General features: G+C 64.0%; 16 protein-coding genes and 1 riboswitch. Of the genes, 13 read left to right on the top strand and 3 right to left on the bottom strand.

Features of this window, described 5'->3' with window-relative positions; genetic code table 11:
• Positions 1 to 64: 64 nt before the first annotated feature.
• The gene (locus IV498_RS07615; protein WP_269045962.1) at positions 65 to 583 is read right to left on the bottom strand and encodes a gamma carbonic anhydrase family protein; all 519 of its coding nucleotides are present in this window, start codon (positions 581 to 583) and stop codon (positions 65 to 67) included.
• A gap of 274 nt (positions 584 to 857) precedes the next feature.
• On the opposite strand from IV498_RS07615, the gene IV498_RS07620 reads away from it, so the two are divergent.
• Positions 858 to 1,691, top strand: a complete 834-nt coding sequence (locus IV498_RS07620) for a carbon-nitrogen hydrolase family protein (RefSeq protein WP_269045963.1) — start codon at positions 858 to 860, stop codon at positions 1,689 to 1,691.
• On the opposite strand, the gene IV498_RS07625 is transcribed toward IV498_RS07620, so the two are convergent.
• On the bottom strand, positions 1,660 to 3,324 hold the full coding sequence (locus tag IV498_RS07625) for a PucR family transcriptional regulator (protein ID WP_269045964.1): 1,665 nt from the start codon (positions 3,322 to 3,324) through the stop codon (positions 1,660 to 1,662). The two genes, IV498_RS07620 and IV498_RS07625, sit on opposite strands and share 32 nt — an antisense overlap.
• A 351-nt stretch (positions 3,325 to 3,675) precedes the next feature.
• Between IV498_RS07625 and IV498_RS07630 the strand changes: the two genes are divergently transcribed.
• Both IV498_RS07630 and IV498_RS07635 read left to right on the top strand, forming a co-directional pair.
• Positions 3,676 to 5,106 (top strand): amino acid permease, encoded by a 1,431-nt coding sequence (locus IV498_RS07630; RefSeq protein ID WP_269045990.1) that lies wholly within the window; start codon positions 3,676 to 3,678, stop codon positions 5,104 to 5,106.
• Complete coding sequence (locus IV498_RS07635) at positions 5,103 to 6,806, top strand: flavin monoamine oxidase family protein (RefSeq protein WP_269045965.1); 1,704 nt, start codon at positions 5,103 to 5,105, stop codon at positions 6,804 to 6,806. The genes IV498_RS07630 and IV498_RS07635 overlap by 4 nt, the downstream gene beginning before the upstream one ends.
• 185 nt (positions 6,807 to 6,991) lie before the next feature.
• Here IV498_RS07635 and purU read toward each other — a convergent pair whose 3' ends face one another.
• On the bottom strand, positions 6,992 to 7,852 hold the full coding sequence (gene purU / locus IV498_RS07640; RefSeq protein WP_269045991.1) for a formyltetrahydrofolate deformylase: 861 nt from the start codon (positions 7,850 to 7,852) through the stop codon (positions 6,992 to 6,994).
• A gap of 87 nt (positions 7,853 to 7,939) precedes the next feature.
• Positions 7,940 to 8,025: riboswitch (ZMP/ZTP riboswitch) on the top strand.
• 137 nt (positions 8,026 to 8,162) lie between these two features.
• Between purU and glyA the strand changes: the two genes are divergently transcribed.
• The 10 genes from glyA (at position 8,163) to IV498_RS07690 (ending at position 17,794) form a co-directional block, all read left to right on the top strand.
• Positions 8,163 to 9,467 (top strand): serine hydroxymethyltransferase, encoded by a 1,305-nt coding sequence (gene glyA, locus IV498_RS07645; protein ID WP_269045966.1) that lies wholly within the window; start codon positions 8,163 to 8,165, stop codon positions 9,465 to 9,467.
• A 5-nt stretch (positions 9,468 to 9,472) separates the two neighbouring features.
• On the top strand, positions 9,473 to 10,417 hold the full coding sequence (locus IV498_RS07650) for a bifunctional methylenetetrahydrofolate dehydrogenase/methenyltetrahydrofolate cyclohydrolase (protein ID WP_269045967.1): 945 nt from the start codon (positions 9,473 to 9,475) through the stop codon (positions 10,415 to 10,417).
• 121 nt (positions 10,418 to 10,538) lie between these two features.
• Complete coding sequence (locus IV498_RS07655) at positions 10,539 to 11,492, top strand: ABC transporter ATP-binding protein (protein ID WP_269045968.1); 954 nt, start codon at positions 10,539 to 10,541, stop codon at positions 11,490 to 11,492.
• Between the two features lie 184 nt (positions 11,493 to 11,676).
• The gene (locus tag IV498_RS07660) at positions 11,677 to 12,465 is read left to right on the top strand and encodes an ABC transporter permease (protein ID WP_269045992.1); all 789 of its coding nucleotides are present in this window, start codon (positions 11,677 to 11,679) and stop codon (positions 12,463 to 12,465) included.
• Positions 12,462 to 13,295 carry an ABC transporter permease gene (locus tag IV498_RS07665; protein WP_442951314.1) on the top strand — a complete coding sequence of 278 codons (834 nt, stop codon included), beginning with the start codon at positions 12,462 to 12,464 and terminating at the stop codon, positions 13,293 to 13,295. The genes IV498_RS07660 and IV498_RS07665 overlap by 4 nt, the downstream gene beginning before the upstream one ends.
• A 137-nt stretch (positions 13,296 to 13,432) precedes the next feature.
• Positions 13,433 to 14,044: a hypothetical protein gene (locus tag IV498_RS07670; protein ID WP_269045969.1), complete on the top strand. Its 612-nt coding sequence runs from the start codon at positions 13,433 to 13,435 to the stop codon at positions 14,042 to 14,044.
• 62 nt (positions 14,045 to 14,106) lie between these two features.
• Positions 14,107 to 15,081, top strand: a complete 975-nt coding sequence (locus tag IV498_RS07675) for an exodeoxyribonuclease III (protein ID WP_269045970.1) — start codon at positions 14,107 to 14,109, stop codon at positions 15,079 to 15,081.
• A gap of 26 nt (positions 15,082 to 15,107) precedes the next feature.
• Positions 15,108 to 16,127, top strand: a complete 1,020-nt coding sequence (gene trpS / locus IV498_RS07680) for a tryptophan--tRNA ligase (protein ID WP_269045971.1) — start codon at positions 15,108 to 15,110, stop codon at positions 16,125 to 16,127.
• A gap of 4 nt (positions 16,128 to 16,131) precedes the next feature.
• Complete coding sequence (locus tag IV498_RS07685; RefSeq protein WP_330059291.1) at positions 16,132 to 16,806, top strand: 2'-5' RNA ligase family protein; 675 nt, start codon at positions 16,132 to 16,134, stop codon at positions 16,804 to 16,806.
• Positions 16,742 to 17,794 (top strand): YihY/virulence factor BrkB family protein, encoded by a 1,053-nt coding sequence (locus IV498_RS07690; RefSeq protein WP_269045972.1) that lies wholly within the window; start codon positions 16,742 to 16,744, stop codon positions 17,792 to 17,794. Before IV498_RS07685 ends, IV498_RS07690 begins: the two co-directional genes overlap by 65 nt.
• The last annotated feature ends 11 nt before the right edge of the window (positions 17,795 to 17,805 follow it).

Raw genomic sequence — 17,805 nt, forward strand, 5'->3', positions numbered from 1 at the left:
AAGGGGAGGCGGAAGTTATGGAGGGTCGGGAGCCAAGGGAGGGGAGTTGCGGAGCGGCGAGGGGTCAGGAGTGGATTGATTTGTGTTCGCGGGCGAGTTGCACGTAGCGCGCCGCGTTCTGCTGTACGCCGTCGAACTCCTCGTCGGTAAGCTGACGCCGGACCTTCGCAGGCACGCCAGCCACCAGGGAGCGGGGAGGGATCACGGCACCTTCAAGCACGACAGCGCCGCCAGCCACCAGTGATCCCGCTCCAATGACGGCTCCGTTCATCACGGTGGCACCCATTCCAATCAGACAGTCGTCCTCCACCGTGCAGCCATGCACCACCGCCGAGTGACCGACGCTGACTCCCGCCCCGAGTGTGGTTGGGAAGCCCGGATCGGCGTGCAGTACGACGTTGTCCTGCAGATTACTGCCGGCGCCGACCAGAATGGCCGCCGTATCGCCGCGGACGACGACGCCATAAAAAGCGCTGGCGTCAGGCCCGAGCTGCACATTGCCAATCAAGGTGGCGTTGGAAGCAACAAACGCGGTTTCGTGGACGATCGGTGTTTTCCCGCCAAAGGGAATCAGCTGTTTCATGGCACCGATGCTACCCGTGGTCCGGCGGGGCCAGCTGCCGCCGCCTGTCCGGCGGGGCTCCGCGGGTGTCTGCGCGGCCCATTCCTCCGGTTGCGACCACATGAGCTCGAGCGGAGGTGGCGAACTGTACGGTCAGTCGGTGGACCAGTTCGTCCCAAAGTTTGATCGGGTGGGATGATTTGCCCCCGCGACGGGTCCCTTGGTTGGTTATTCTGGGATCAGAAGCCTGCGCCCAGCCGGTTTCAGAACAGCCAAAAATAGGGAGGCCGTCCAGATGAAATTGGCGGTGCTGCAGGCCGAGGCCCGGACACTCGACGTGGAAGCCAACCTGCGCACCATTGATCAGGCGGCCGAGCGGGCCGCAGCAGGTGGGGCTGCGGTGCTGCTGACGCCGGAGCTCTTCGCTGTCGGATACGCCCCGAAGCGGGTGCGCGCGGAGCTGGACCCGGCGCGGTTGCCGGACATTGCCGCCCGGTTGGCGGCCATCGCGGTGCGCCACAACCTGGCCTTGGTCCACAGTCTGCCTGCCGTCCGGGAAAACGGGGAGTGGAACATCGCTGCGACGCTGTTGGACCGCAGCGGTGCCGAGCTGCTGAACTATGCCAAGGTTCACCTCTTCGGCCCTTTGGAGCGTGGGGCCTTTACACCCTCAAGCCGACCGCCCGACGTTGTCGATTTCGGTGGCTTCAAAACCTCATTGCTGATCTGCTACGACGTCGAGTTTCCGGAGCAGGTCCGGGCAGCCGCCAGCCGTGGTGCGGAACTGCTGCTCGTTCCGACGGCTTTGGGCCACGGCTACGACAGCGTGCCGCAGATCCTGCTCCGTGCCCGCGCTTTGGAGAGTCAGGTGGCCATAGGGTACGCGAACCACTGTGGCACGGAAGGCGGGGTGACGTTCGGCGGCGGGAGCGTCATCACTGGGCCCGACGGCGCAATGCTCGCCCAAGCTGGCAGCGGCAAGGACCTGATATTCGCCGACATCACCCTGGCGGGCATCACCTCCGCTCGTGCGGAAGTGCCGTATCTGCGCGAGCGCCGACCTGAACTGTACGCGCGATGGGAAGAGCGCTGGGCGCTCAGCCTGGCAGATCGGTGTACTGGAGGCTAATCCAGAGGTCCGCCCGGGTCTGGGCAGCGTTGAAGTCGCTGTCCATCAGCTCCGCCAGCACGCCGATCTGCCGGCGCACACTGTTGCGGTGCAAGCCCAAGGTTTTGGCTGAAGCGTCCCAGTTTCCGTTTTCTGCCAGCCATGCTCGGAGCACGGACAGCAGGGCGTCGCGCCGCTCCGGCTCCAGGCTCTTCAGCGGGGCGAACAACTGCGATGCCAGCATGGTGCCCGCCTCCCGTCCAAGCAGGCCTGTGACGGACCAGGTGACCGCATCAAAGCGCACATTCTGCTGAGTGTTCAGGGCGCGGGCACGCAATGAGGTTGCTCGCTGGTAGGCGGCCGGCAGGTCGCTGAGTTCCGTCGGATCGCCCACCACCAAGCGCCAGCCCAACTTTTCCACCTCGGCCAACAGCGCGTCGTCGACCTTCAGCCGGGTGATCGCCGCGAAGCCGTAGTCGGTAATTTCCACCATTTTGGTCTGGAAAAGCCGACGCCACTGCAGCAGCTCCCGGACCGGGCTTTCGCTGTTGCCTCCATGCCTGGAATCCGGCGCGTCAACAGCGACGCCCTGAATGACCCGCAGGGGGGCTGAGCGGGCGGCGCCCACGCTTTGGGCAAGCAGATCCTTAGCCGCGGTGACCTGCCGCCCGCTGCCGCTGGTCACGGTCTGAGGATGCAGCAACAGCGCCACAGCGAGCTGGCTGGGGGCCAGGGATCCGCTGGTCCGCTGGCGGAAGAGCAGTTCCAAGAGACCGACGGCGGTGGAGACTACGTTGTTCTGCGCCGGCGTGAGCCGCTGATCGGAGCCGATCAGCAATGCGCCCAGGGTGACGTCCCTGCCGCTGCGCAGCGGGTGCCCGACTACGTAGCGCGAACCGGGGAGGGGGAGCGACTCCAGTTCCACCCGTGGACCGGAGCCGGAGAGTAGCCGACCCAGCATCGGAGTCAGGTTTGCCGAGTCCTGCGGGACCACGCCGGCGCGCCCGCGGATCCGGCCATCTCCGCCGGCCAGCACGGCCCAGCAGGGGAAGCGTGCCACCAGCGCGGAGAGCAGTTCGTTCTCGGGGCGTGGCGAAAGCACGCCACGCATCAGCACCCGGTTGGCGTCGGCCAACTGGCGGAATACCTTGGCCCTTTCGGATTCGAGCAACTGGGCAAACTGCAGGCCGATGGCCGCGAACGGCACCGACGGGGGCACCTCGATCAGCGTCAGGTTGCGTTTCCGGCAGGAGTCGATGAGCGGCTGCGGAACGGCATCGTGATATGGCGTCAAGCCAAAGCCGAGCGCGCAGACCTGGGCCTCCACCAGCCTGGCCACATACGCGTCAACAAGATCAGGACGACCGCCCTCGCCCACGAATGGCAAACCGGCGGTGAGGATGAATTCACCGTCCATCAGGTACGGCGTCGGGTCCTCCAGCTCGCTGGGTTCCACCCAGCGCAGCAGTGTTGCCTCCTGGCTTGCATCGTCGTTCCGGTGGGCATCGTTCCGGCCCGTGGCATCGTTCCGGCAGGCATAATCGTTCCGCTCGGCGTCGTGCAGCACGGTCAGCCCGGCGGGAAGTTCCCGCCGGAACATCCCAAGGGTGATAAATGGTTCCCGAGCTTCGAGATCGTCAGCAGGCAGCGGCATGGACTGCTCCCGCCTGTTCAGCCGAGGAGACAGCGCCGCGGTCCGGAGCCGGCTCCTCCGGTAGGCTGAGGATCAGTGCAATACGTCTCATGTAACGACATCTTAGGGCATTTCGCACCAACCAGGGAGCTGGGACACAGCCCTACTCTGGATAGGGGAAATTCCTAACTACCCAATGATTGGAAGTCAACGGTGACTGTGCCCAGCCAACTGAACCAGCCGAGGACACCGGCGCTGCAGCCGGTGACCGCCGCGGCGCCCCAGCCGCCGCGGCGTCCCGGTGCCGGTAACCGGACCGGTCCCTCCATCGGGCTTGGCCGCCAACTGCTCCGCCGCAAACCCTTGGGCCAGATGGTCCACGAGGCGGGATCCGGCTCCGACGGAAGGAAGCTGATCCGCAGTTTCGGTGTGCTGCAGCTGACCATGATCAGCATCGGCGCCACTCTCGGGACCGGCATCCTGGTGATCCTGGGCGACTCGGTGCCCCTCGCCGGTCCCGCGATCTGGATTTCCTTCGTCATCGCGGGACTGGCAGCCCTGCTCTCCGCTGTCTCGTACGCCGAGATGGCGGGGTTGGTCCCGGTGTCCGGCTCCAGTTACTCCTACACCTATGCCACCCTTGGGGAGGGAATGGCTTGGATCTGCGGCTGGTGCCTGGTGCTCGAGTACGCAGTCTCCGTGGCCGCCGTCGCCGTTGGTGCGGGCCAGTACGTCAACGAAACCGTGTCAGCCTTCGGGCTCAGCCTGCCCGATGCCATCTCGCAACCCCCCGGCTCTGGCGGGGTATTCAATCTGCCGGCCATGGTGATTGTGCTGCTGGCCATGGCCTTGTTGGTGCGCGGCGCCAAGGAAAGCGCCTGGATTAATACCGCCATCGTGATCATCAAAATCGTCATCCTGCTGTTCTTTTGCGCGATCGCGTTCAGCGCGTTCAACTCCGGCCACTTCGCACCCCTGATGCCGATGGGTGCCGCTGGCGTGTCCGCCGCCGCGTCCCGGGTCTTCTTCTCCTACATCGGCTTTGATGCCGCCTCCACCGCCGGCGAAGAGGCGCGCAATCCGCAGCGGGATCTGCCGCGCGCCATTATGCTCTCCATGGTCATCGTCACCACACTTTACGTCCTGGTGGCCGTCGCGGCAGTCGGCGCCCGGGAATGGACATGGTTCGAAGGAACTCAGGCCGCACTGGTGCAGATCCTGCAGGAAATCACGCACCAGCCGTGGATCGCCGTCGTCTTCTCCGTGGGTGCGGTGCTGGCCATCGCCAGCATCGTGCTGACAGTCCTGTACGGACAGACCCGGATCCTGATGTCGATGTCCCGCGACGGACTTGTGCCGAAGGTCTTCGGCCGAATTTCCGCCCGGACCGGCACCCCGGTGACCGGAACGCTGATCGTGGGCATCGTGGTGGCCCTCACCGCCGGCCTGATCCCGCTGGGGGCGCTGGCCGATGCCACCAGCATAGGCACCCTGTTCGCTTTCGGGCTGGTCAACTTGGCGGTGATTTACCTGCGCTCCAAGCGACCGGAACTCAAACGCAGCTACCGCGTTCCGCTCTATCCGCTGACCCCCATCCTGGGCTCGCTGATGTGCATCTACCTGATGATCAACTTGGGCGGTATCACCTGGCTGGTCTTCGCCGGCTGGATGCTGGTGGGGTTCGCGGCCTACTTTGGCTACGGCCGCCGGCATTCGAAGGTGGCGCAGTTGAGCACCGAGGAGTACCGTGTGCTGGCCACCAGCACGTTCGACGACGAACCCATGAAAGTTGGGCAGCGATGACAGTCGCCACCGACCCGCAGCAGCCACCGCAGCCGGGCGCGGCGCCGATTACGATGCTGAACCCGGATTTTCCCTTCAGCTATGACCACTATCTGGCGCATCCGGCCGGACTTGGCTGGGTTCCAGCGGAGCTCCATGGCACCGAAGTCGCCGTGGTGGGTGCAGGGCTGTCCGGATTGGTGACCGCCTATGAACTGATGAAAATGGGCCTTAGGCCGGTGCTCTATGAGGCGGATCAGCTCGGTGGCCGACTGCGCACAGCCAGTTTCCCGGCCGCACCGGAGGTGGTGGCGGACCTGGGTGGGATGCGTTTCCCGGTTTCCGGCCGTGCCTTTTATCACTACGTGGACAAGCTGGGGCTGGCGACGGCGGCGTTCCCTAATCCGCTCGCGGACGTCACCTCCAGCACTGTCATCGAACTGGGTGGGGCCGCGCATTACGCCAAAACCACGGCGGAACTGCCAGAATTCTTCCATGAGGTCGCCGCAGCATGGAAAGCGGCGGTGAACGACGGCGCCCAGTTCGCCGAAATGCAGGAGGCAATCCGGACCCGGAATACCGGTCGGATCAAGGCGCTTTGGAATGCCTTGCTGCCGGAGTTGGACGAACAGACGTTCTACGGCTTCATCGCGCAGAGCGCATCCTTCCAGGAGGCCGGCTTCGCGCACCGCGAGGCCTTCGGCCAGGTTGGCTTCGGAACCGGCGGCTGGGACACCGACTTCCCCAACTCGATCCTGGAAATCCTGCGCGTTGTCTCTACGGACGCCGACGACGGCCATCGCTCGCTGGTGGGCGGAGCGCAACGCCTGCCCGAAGCACTTTGGCAACATTCGCCGTCGGACATCTCGCCGTCGGAGATGGTGCATTGGCCCGCCGGCACCTCGCTGGCCTCGCTGCACAATGGTTCTCCACACGGGGCGGCAGCGAAAATTTCACGCGAACCGGACGGCTCCCTTCGGGTCCAGGAACGCTGGGGCCGGACCGCCAGCTACCGCGCGGTGGTGACCACCTGCCAGTCGTGGCTGCTCTCCACCCGGATCCATACCGAGGAAGCGCTGTTCGCACCAGAAATGTGGACGGCCATTGAGCGCTCGCACTATATGCAATCCTCCAAGACGTTCGTGATGGTGGACCGGCCGTTTTGGAAGGACATCGATCCGGAAACGGGCCGCGATGTGTTGTCCATGACGCTGACGGACCGATTGAATCGGGCGACGTATTTGCTCGACAATGGACCGGACAAGCCGGCCGTCATCTTGCTCTCTTACACCTGGAACGACGACGCGCTGAAGTGGCTGGCGCTTTCGGCGGAGGAACGGGTGGAACTGATGCTGCATTCGCTCAAGCAGATTTACCCGAAGGTGGACATCGCCTCCCACATCGTCGGCCAGCCGATCACGGTGTCCTGGGAGGCGGACCCGAACTTTATGGGAGCGTTCAAGGCCAACCTGCCCGGGCACTACCGTTACCAGCAGCGACTCTTTACACACTTCAAACAGGACGCGCTGCCCGTGTCGCAGCGTGGCATTTTCCTGGCTGGGGACGACGTGTCTTTCACCGCCGGCTGGGCGGAGGGCGCCGTGACGACCGGGCTCAACGCGGTGTGGGGCGTGCTGGCGCATCTGGGCGGAAGCTCGGCACCGGAAAATCCCGGGCCCGGCGACCTGCTGAATGAGCTGGGACCGGTGCCGCTGGACTGACGGCCCGACGCTGAAGGCACGCAAAGGTGGCCTGACGACGAAGGTCAGCTGAACAGGGCTCGGGTGAAAAAGGTGAGAGCAATACGGCCGGGGCTGAAAGCCAAATGGAGAAGGCCTGGGTGAAAAAGGTGAGAGCAATGCGGCCGGGGCTGAAAGCCAAATGGAGAAGGCCTGGGTGACAAAGGTCAGTTGAAGACGACGGTCCGGTTGCCGTCCAGCAGCACCCGGTGCTCGGCGTGCCATTGAACCGCTGTCGCCAGGGTGCGGCCCTCGACATCCCGGCCGAGGGCCACCAACTGCTCAGCGGAGCGGCCATGGTCCACCCGGATCACCTCCTGCTCGATGATGGGGCCTTCGTCCAGGGCGGCGGTCACGTAATGCGCCGTAGCGCCGATGATCTTGACGCCGCGGGCGTGCGCCTGGTGGTAGGGGCGGGCGCCCTTGAAGGACGGCAAAAACGAATGGTGGATATTGATCGCCTGGCCGGCCAGCTCGGTGCACAGCTCATCGCTGAGCACCTGCATGTAGCGTGCCAGCACAACCAGTTCGACGCTGTTTTCAGCGATCAGGACACGCAGTGCGTCCTCAGCGTCGACCTTGGAGCCGGAGTTTACGGGGATGTAGTGAAAGGGCACTTGGTAAAAATCAGCCAGTCCCTGCAGCTCCCGGTGGTTGGAAACGATGGCCGGAATATCAATCGGCAGTGTGCCGGAACGCTGCAGGAACAGCAGGTCGTTGAGGCAGTGGGCGGATTTGGAAGCCATGATCAGGGTGCGAACCGGTGCTCCGGCCCGATGCAAGCCCCAATCCATTCCGAAGGCCGAGGCCACCGGGGCGAGCTGGTCCTGCAGTGCCGCGAACGGCGTGGATGTTTCGACCGCGACGCGCATGAAAAAAGTGCCCGTGACCGGACTGCCATACTGCTGGGAATCTGTGATGTTGCACCCCGCCTGCAGCAGCGCACCGGCCACGGCATGGACAATCCCGGGACGATCCGCACAGGAGAGGGTCAGGACAAAGCCCGGAGTCGCCGTCGTACCTTCAATCGTTTTCACGGACCTAACGCTACCGGCAGAGGCAGTCCCTGAGCGGGCCCGTAACACGTTGGGCAGGCCGGGGGCGCTGTAATACAGTTAAGGCGCTGCGACTGGCGTCAGGTGGACCACCATCGGGGAGCGGCGAAGCGGAAGACCACGGATCGTACGCCTGGGCCGAGGGTCACGATGTTTCCACTGCGCTCGGAACTGCGCAGTGGACACCCTTCGGGGATGCGTCCCCGGCCCTGCGGGAATCCGCCTGTCGACCGGTAACCTGACCTGTAGCAGTTCCCCCAGCCATCCAGGAGTCTTAGTGTCCATGCCTTCCAGCAGTACAGCGCCGTCCCCGTCAGCGCAGTCCGTGACCAATCTCCCGCTCGCCGAGCTGGATCCCGAGATCGCCGCCGTCCTGAAGGATGAATTAGGCCGCCAGCGGGGCACCTTGGAAATGATCGCCTCGGAGAACTTCGCCCCCCGGGCGGTGCTTGAAGCGCAGGGATCGGTCCTGACCAATAAATATGCGGAGGGTTACCCCGGCCGGAGATATTACGGCGGCTGTGAGTACGTTGATGTTGCGGAAAACCTCGCCATCGAGCGGGTCAAGGCCCTCTTTGGGGCCGAATACGCGAACGTGCAGCCACATTCCGGGGCCCAGGCCAACGCCGCAGCCCTTGCCGCCATGATTACTCCCGGTGAAAAGATCCTTGGTCTCTCGCTTGCCCACGGCGGGCACCTGACTCACGGCATGAAATTGAATTTCTCCGGCAAGCTCTATCAGGTGGCCGCCTATCAGGTGGACCCCCAGACGTTCACCATCGACATGGATAAACTGCGCGAGCAGGCCATTGCCGAGAAGCCGCAGGTCATCATCGCCGGCTGGTCCGCTTATCCGCGGCACCTCGACTTTGCCGCTTTCCGGTCCATCGCCGACGAGGTCGGCGCGCTGCTCTGGACGGATATGGCGCACTTCGCCGGGCTGGTGGCGGCCGGGCTGCACCCGTCCCCGGTTCCGTTCTCCGACGTCGTGACCTCCACCGTGCACAAGACGCTCGCCGGCCCGCGCTCCGGCGTCATCCTGGCCAAGCAGGAGTGGGCAAAGAAAATCAACTCAAATGTGTTCCCGGGCCAGCAGGGCGGGCCCCTGATGCATGTCATCGCGGCCAAGGCCGTAGCGTTCAAGGTGGCCGGTTCCGCCGAGTTCAAGGAACGCCAGGAACGGGTGCTGGAGGGTGCCCGGATCCTTGCCGATCGGCTGAATGCCGCAGACGTGGCGCAGGCCGGCGTCTCTGTCCTGACCGGCGGCACCGATGTGCATCTGGTCCTGGTGGACCTGCGCAACTCCGAACTGGATGGTCAGCAGGCCGAGGATCTGCTGCATGGCATCGGCATCACCGTCAATCGAAACGCCGTGCCGTTCGATCCGCGCCCGCCAATGGTTACCTCCGGTCTGCGGATCGGAACGCCGGCCCTGGCCACCCGAGGTTTCGGTGCAGCCGAGTTCACCGAGGTTGCCGAGATCATTGCGGCCGCGCTGAAGGGTGGTGCGGATCTGGCGGCCCTGCGTCGCCGGGTGGAAAAGCTGACCGAGGACTTCCCGCTGTACCCCGGCCAGAAAGAATGGTGAGCGCAATGGCGCACGCCACCCACGCTGAAAGGGCTAAGACACCGCTGGGCACCCCAGTGGCCGCCCGGGTACTGGATGGAAAGGCGACGGCGGCAGCCCTGAAGGGTGAGCTGGCGAAGCGGATCGCGGTGCTGAAATCCAAGGGCATCACCCCCGGACTCGGGACGGTGCTGGTGGGGGAGGACCCCGGCAGTCAGTGGTACGTCAACGGCAAGCACCGCGATTGTGCCGAAGTCGGCATCGCCTCCGTGCGCCGGGACCTGCCGGCCGACATTAGCCAGCAGGATCTGGAAGCATTGCTGGATGAGCTGAACGCCGATCCGGCCACCACGGGCTACATTGTGCAACTGCCGCTGCCCGACCATATCAATGCCAGCGCAATCCTTGAACGCGTCGATCCGGCGAAGGACGCGGATGGGCTGCATCCAATCAACCTGGGCCGGCTGGTGCTCAATGTCCACTCCGCTGTGAACGCCCCGCTGCCCTGCACCCCGCATGGCATTGTGGAACTGCTGCTGCGGCACAAGATTGCCCTGACCGGCAAAAAGGTGCTGGTGATCGGCCGCGGCGTCACTGTAGGCCGGCCGCTGGCCCTGCTGCTGAGCCGGCGCTCCATCAACGCGACAGTGCTGCAGGCTCACACCGGAACCCTGGACCTGCCGGAGCTGCTGGCGATGGCGGACGTGGTGGTGGCAGCCGCCGGGTTCCCGGAGATGATCAAGGCCCACCAGCTCAAGGAAGGCGCGATCGTGCTTGATGTCGGCGTCAGCCGGATCGTGGATGAAGAAACCGGCAAATCCCGCATCGTGGGCGACGTTGAACCCGCGGTCGGAGAGGTGGCCAGCTGGTTGTCGCCGAATCCCGGCGGCGTTGGCCCGATGACGCGGGCGATGCTGCTGGCGAACGTCGTCGAGGCCGCGGAGCGGCAGGCGGGCATCATCGTCGACTAGCGCACGCCGCCTCCGTGCCGTGCCGGACCGTGGGTTCAAACCAGCCACACAGCACGGCCAGCGGCAACTGGTGACGGAAAAGGTCTTACGCTGTTCGAATCTGTGTACTAGCCTAAGCTGAGTGTCCCAAAACGTCTCACTAAATGCCCCGCACAAATTCGTCATCTCAGCTCATAACCTGACCAAGAAGTATGGCGACTTCACCGCCGTCGACGATATTTCCTTTGACGTCCCCGCCGGTGAATCGTTTGGCCTGCTGGGACCGAATGGCGCCGGGAAGTCCACCACCATGCGGATGATCGGCGGGGTTTCCCAGCGCACCTCCGGCACGCTGACCATCATGGGGCTGGATCCGGAACAGAACGGACCACAGGTTCGGGCGCATCTTGGCGTGGTGCCACAGCAGGACAACCTGGACGAAGAGCTGCGGGTCCGGGACAACTTGATCGTCTACGGCCGCTACTTTGGCCTGCCGATGAGCTACCTGAATCCGAAGGCGGACGAGCTGCTCGCCTTTGCCCAGCTGACCGAAAAGGCGAAGTCCAAGGTGGATGACCTCTCCGGCGGAATGAAACGACGGCTCACCATTGCCCGCTCGCTGGTCAACGATCCGACCATCCTGCTGCTGGACGAACCGACTACGGGCCTGGACCCGCAGGCACGGCACATCCTCTGGGACCGGCTGTTCCGGCTGAAGGAGGCTGGAACCACCCTGATCCTTACGACGCATTACATGGACGAGGCGGAGCAGTTATGCGACAGGCTCGTGGTGGTGGACAAGGGCCGGATCATGGCCGAGGGATCTCCCGCTGCCTTGATCCGCCAGTACTCCACCCGGGAGGTCCTGGAACTGCGGTTCGGCTCGGCCCGCAACACCACAGTTGCCGCGGAACTGCAGGGGATCGGGGAACGCACAGAAACGTTGCCGGATCGGGTATTGATTTACGCACATGACGGTGAAGCCGCGATGGACAGCGTGTCACAGCGCGGACTGCATCCGATCACGTCACTGATCCGCCGCTCCAGCCTGGAGGACGTCTTCCTCCGGCTGACAGGAAGGAGCCTCATTGACTAGCAAGGAGACGCCGACCGGCGGTGGCTCCGTCGGCAGCGCGTCCCCGGGCGCGGAGCAGGACGGTGGTGGCTCCGTCGAGCACGCCGGTGTCGAACACCTCGGCGCCGGGCACGCCGGTACGGAGCATGCCGAGTTCCAGTGGCACAGCAGCCTCAAGGTCCCGCACCCACCCGAAGTCTCCGCCGTGCGCGCCCGCCGCTACGGCTCGTGGTATTTCGCCGAGCACACGCTCCGGGTGATGCGCGGATATGCGCTGAGCCTGCTGATGTACAGCGTGGGACAGCCGCTGGCCTATCTGTTTGCGATGGGGGTCGGCTTGGCATCGCTGGTGAACACCAACGGCTCAGCCCAGTTTGGCGGGGTCGGTTATCTGACCTTCCTGGCCCCCGCGCTGGTGGCAAGCGGTGCGCTGATGTCCGCAACCGGGGAATTCATGTTCCCGATCATGTCCGGTTTCAAGTGGCGCCGGACGTTCTACGGCCCCCACGCCTCCCCGCTGGAGCCCGGGCAGATCGCCAACGGCCACATCATCGGCGTGACACTGCGGATTCTTGCTCCCACCGCCATCTACTTCGGCATTGTGTTGCTCTTCGGCGCCGCGGGCGGCCCGTGGGCTTGGTTGACTATTTTCACCGCCACGCTCTGTGCGCTGTCATTCGGCCTGCCGCTGATGGCCTACGTTGCCACAATCCAGACCGACGCCGGCCAATTCGCGATCGTGCAGCGATTCATCGTCACGCCCCTGTTCCTGTTCTCTGGAACGTTTTTCCCGCTGACCGCGCTCCCGCTGTTCCTGCAGTGGATCGGCTGGCTGTCGCCGTTGTGGCATGCCACCGAGCTGGGCCGCGTGCTCAGCTATGGTTACGCAGAGCCGGCCTGGCTCACCGTGGTGCACGTGCTGTATATGCTTGCGGCGGCCGTGGCGGGCTGGCTTTTGTCCAGGCGTATTTTTGTTCGGAGGTTGGGCAAGTGAGCACCGTATCGCGCACGACGACGACGGAGCTCACCGCAGACGGGCGACCGTTGGGAGCGCTGTACTCGGGCAACATCCGGGCCGTGATCAGCCGCGGGCTGCTGGCCACGAAGAGCACCAATTGGCTGGTGATGGTCAGCGGATTCTTCGAACCAGTGCTCTACCTGCTTTCGATGGGCATCGGGCTCGGGGCGCTGGTGGGCTCGGTGGCCGGTCCGGACGGCCGTCCGCTGAGCTACGCGGCGTACATAGCACCGGCGCTGCTGGCCACCTCGGCGATGAACGGCGCCGTCTATGACTCCACCTGGAACGTGTTCTTCAAAATGAACTTCGCGAAACTGTACCAGGGCATGTTGTACACCTCCCTCGGGCCTCTGGACGTGGCGCTTGGAGAGATCTTCCTGGCCCTGCTCCGCGGACTGCTGTATGCAACAGGTTTCACCGCAGTGATGGCCCTGATGGGACTGATAACCAGCCCGTGGGGCCTGCTGATGATCCCGGCTTCGGTTTTCATTGCCTTCGGGTTCGCCAGCTTCGGGATGGGCATCACCAGCTTTATGAAGACGTTCCAGCAAATGGACTGGATTAACTTCGTGATGCTGCCTATGTTCCTGTTCTCGGCAACGTTCTATCCCTTGACGGTGTACCCGGAACCCATCCAGTGGGTAATCCAGGTGATGCCGCTCTGGCACGGAGTCGAGCTGTTGCGTGAACTGAGTGTGGGCGTGTTCTCGCTGGCCACACTGGGACATATCGGCTACTACCTTGTCATGGTGATGCTGGGCCCGGTGCTGACCACCGGGCGGTTGCGGAGACTGTTCCTGCGCTGAGGGCTGTCACACCCCAGCGCCGTCGGCCTTTCGGCTCGCCCGGTTCTGCGCTGTCGGCCTGCTGGCTCGCCCTGCTCTGCGTTTCGCCTTCGGTGGAAGGGCCGTCCGGTCGGGCGACTCTTTGAGACAATGGGACTATGTCTACTCTCGGTACGGGCCCTTTCAGTAAGGACAGCGACAAGACCCGGCGTCCCGGTAAGTGGGCCGCGGCAGGGCCCATCGTGCTGGCCGCCGTTTTCCTGCTGGCGTTGGTTTTGGCGGCAAATCACAATGACGTGCTGGGCTGGGTGATAGTGGTCGTCGCCTTTGGTTGGCTGGTGCTGGCCACCTTCGTGTACATCGGCGTGTATAAGGCGGCCAAGTTCGGTGCGGACCAGGTCCGGACGGCTCAGGCGCACCTCGCCGCCGCTGGGTCGGCGCGCCAAGGCTCCGGTGCGCCGGAAAGTGGCGCCGGCACCAGGCTGTTGAATGACGATTCGGGAAACGTCCGGGACCTGAAGCTGGACCACAGTTTCAAGATCATTCAGGTCCAGGCAGGCGTGCTCGAGGATGGCCTTGGACATGGCGCAGCGGCCATCGACCGGGACAAGGTGGATCGCGCCTTGGAGACCATCCGAATCACTGCACACAATGGCCGCGGCATGATCGGCGTTCAGGTGACCCCAGCGGCCGCCGGAACCGGATCCAGCCGCACGAACAATCCTGCGGGCGACGACGGCGAGCCGGTCCGCGGCGTAGTTATTGACTGAGATCGGTTCGGGAGGTTACCTCCCTTCCTGGCGTTGGCGGGTAAACCGGTAAAGTGGAGCGGGTGAGTATGGCGACGAACACGACAAGCACCGCGGACACCACCGGGACCGGGGACGCCACCGGGATCAGACGCCCCGGGACCGCGGACATCACCGGAACCGGGGACGCGGGTGCCCCGGCTAACCCGCTGCGGATCGCAACGGTTAACGTCAATGGTTTGCGGGCGGCGTATAAGCGCGGTATGGCCGCTTGGCTCGCCCCGCGGGGGGTGGACATTCTGTGCCTGCAGGAGGTCAGGGCTCCTGACTCCGTGGTCCAGGAGTATCTTGGCGACGAGTGGCATGTGCACCATGCCGAAGCGGCGGCGAAGGGCCGCGCCGGAGTAGCCATAGCCTCCCGTCGGGGCCGCGTTGAGCCGGTGGCCACGCGGGTGGGTATCGGGGACGACTATTTTGCCACTGCTGGACGCTGGGTCGAGGCAGATTTCGAAATCACCGACCCGGGTGGTTCCAGTCAAAAACTGACGGTGGCCAGCGCATATGTGCATTCCGGCGAGGCGGAAACACCCAAGCAAGCGGACAAGTATCGCTTCCTGGAGCTGATGGCCAAGCGGCTGCGCGAAATGCGCCGCGACAGCGACCATTCGCTCGTGGTGGGAGACCTGAACGTCGGCCACACGGAACTCGACATCAGGAACTGGAAAGGCAACGTCAAGCGCGCCGGATTCCTGCCCGATGAGCGGGCATATTTCGACAGGTTTTTCGGTACCGACATTGGCTGGCGGGACGTGCACCGCACCCTGGCCGGCGACGTGGAAGGTCCCTACACCTGGTGGTCCTGGCGTGGAAAGGCTTTTGACAATGACACCGGCTGGCGCATTGATTACCACCTCGCCACCCCGGAGCTGGCAGCGGGAGCGGCCAGCGCCGTCGTCGACCGCGCGCCATCGTGGGAGACGCGCTTTTCCGACCACGCGCCGCTGGTGGTCGACTATCATCTGGCCGCCGCTTCGGCGGCCGGCGCTCAAACTCCTTAGACGAAGAATTCGAGAGTATTGATTCCATGACTTCCACACGCCAGCGGATACTGTCCGGGGCCAAGCCCACCGCCGATTCGCTGCACCTTGGGAATTACATTGGCGCCGTCCGGCAATGGGTGGACATGCAGTCGGAGTACGATCCGGTTTTCTTCATACCGGACCTGCACGCCATCACCGTCGACTTTGATCCCGTGGAGCTGGCCAAACGCACCCGGATCGTGGCTGCGCAATACATTGCCGCGGGGATCGATCCGGACAAGTCCATCTTCTTTGTGCAGTCACACGTGCCTGAGCATGCCCAGCTGGCATGGGCATTGAACTGCATCACGGGCTATGGTGAAGCGGCTCGAATGACGCAGTTCAAGGACAAGACTGCCAAAGCCGGCTCGGATGCGGCCACGCTGGGGCTTTTTGCCTACCCATCGCTGATGGCGGCCGACATTCTGCTCTACCAGGCGGATCTGGTCCCGGTCGGGGAAGACCAGCGGCAACATCTGGAGCTGACCCGGACCCTGGCCCAGCGTTTCAACTCCCGTTTCGGCGAGACCTTTAAGGTTCCGCAGGCCACCATCCTCAAATCCACTGCCAAGATTTACGACCTGCAGAATCCCGCCGCGAAAATGTCCAAGACGGGGGAGTCGCCGAACGGCGCCATCCAGCTCCTGGAGGACCCGAAGACGGCGGCGAAACGGATTAAGTCCGCCGTCACCGACGACGGAACTGAGATCCGTTTCGACGCGGAGGCCAAGCCCGGAATCTCCAATCTGCTCACCATCTATGCCACGCTGACGAACCGCACCATCGCCGATCTGGAAGAGGCGTACCAGGGCAAGATGTATGGACATCTGAAAACGGATCTGGCCGAGCTAATGGTGGAATTCCTGACCCCGTTGCGGGCGCGGACCAATGAATTGATGTCCGACCCGGCCGAACTGGACCGGCTGCTGGCACGCGGTGCCGGGCGGGCGCGTGATATTGCCTCCGTAACGCTGGCAAGCGTGTACGACAGGATAGGTTTCCTGCCGTTGAGCGGCGGCCGCTGAGACGATGCACCAGCCCGCCGACCGCCGCGCTCCCGTCTCCGGCAATGCTGGCACCGGGACTGTGCTCACCGGTGGGTGCACGATGGGCGAAGTGGCGGACACGCCCTCGGACTTCGCCGGCGTGGTCATTGCCCTGCCGGAACCGTTGGCTTCGGATCTGCTGCGCTGGCGGCTGTCCTTCGGCGATACCGGGGCGGAGGTCATTCCGGCGCATATCACGTTGGTGACCACCACCCCGGTTGGCGACTGGCAGGCGACCGCGAGTCATGTTCGCAGGATTGCGGCGCGGCAACGGCCTTTCACCGTCATGATTGAGGGAACAAGTTCCTTCCGACCGATCAGTCCCGTGGTGTATCTGAAGGTGCGCCAGGGATTCGAGAATTGCGTCAGCCTGCATGCGGACCTTCAGCTGGGGCCGCTGCAGCGGATCCTGCCGTTTCCCTACCACCCGCACATTACGGTGGCGCACGGTGTCAGCGACGAGAACCTGGACGAAGCGCAGGAAACACTGCGCAACTTCAGGGCCAGCTTCCCGGTGCGCAGTATGGGACTATACGAACACAGCAGTTCCGGTGTGTGGAAACTACAGGAAGAGTTCAGCTTTGGCGGGAAGCGTGAAAGTGCAACAGCCGGCAACGGTCCCGGCCAAACCAACCGAAAGGGCCAAGCTCGCCCTTGAAGTGATTCGGAAACGTGAGGCGCTTGGCCGGGCCAAACGCAGCCACGCGGGAACCGTTGGTGTGCTGCTGGCTTGGCTCGCGCTCCGGATAGCCGCGCTCAGTGCGATCCGGCCGATGCGCGTCCTGAAGCTCTACAGCCTGCAGCACGGTGCACTGCTGTCCGCCGGTATCGGCTTCAATATGTTCTTCTCGATTACCGGTCTGCTCACCACGGGCTTCTCCGTGGCGGGGCTGGTATTGAGCGGGAACAAGGAACTGCTGGATGCCATTATTGCCAGCGTTTCAACCAGCGCTCCCGGGCTGTTGAAGGTCGACGGCGGCACCGGCTTGGTTGATCCGCAGACCCTGCTCAACCCCACCGGACTGGGCTGGGCCGCCATAGTGGCCGCCGTCGTCACCATTTTCACCTCGCTGAGATGGATCCAATCCCTGCGGGATGGTCTGCGCGGTGTGATGGTTGTGGGTCCAGTGCCAGGCAATGCGCTGTTGAACAAGCTCAAGGACGCCGGCACTCTGCTGCTGCTCGGCGTGGCCCTCGTGCTGACCTCGGCAGTGACCCTGGTTTTTAGCTCCGCCCTGGACGCCGTCGCGTCCACCCTCGGACTGGACAAATCCTTCGCCGGTACTCTCGTCTATCTGCTGGGCTTTGTCACGGCTGTAATCCTGGCGTGGATTACCACCGCCGTCATATTTCGGCTCGGCGCCGGATTGAAGCTGCGGCGGCGCATCTTTTTGATCTCGACGCTGCTGGCTGGCATCAGCTCGGCAGTGCTTCAACTGCTGAGCGGTATGCTGCTTGGCAAAGCCGGGGCCAATCCACTGCTGGCACCCTTTGCCGTAGTAATTGGATTGCTGATCTGGTTCAACTTTGTAAGCCAGGTGTATCTGCTCGCCGGCGCTTGGGCCGCGATCGCTGAGGCGGACGCCACAGCCGGCGAAAACCTGCAGGGGAAGGCGGGCAGAGCCCGGACCATCAGGGGTCATTGAGCTCCCTGGCG

The organism is Paenarthrobacter sp. Z7-10 (assembly GCF_026932795.1).
Lineage (GTDB): Bacteria > Actinomycetota > Actinomycetes > Actinomycetales > Micrococcaceae > Arthrobacter_M.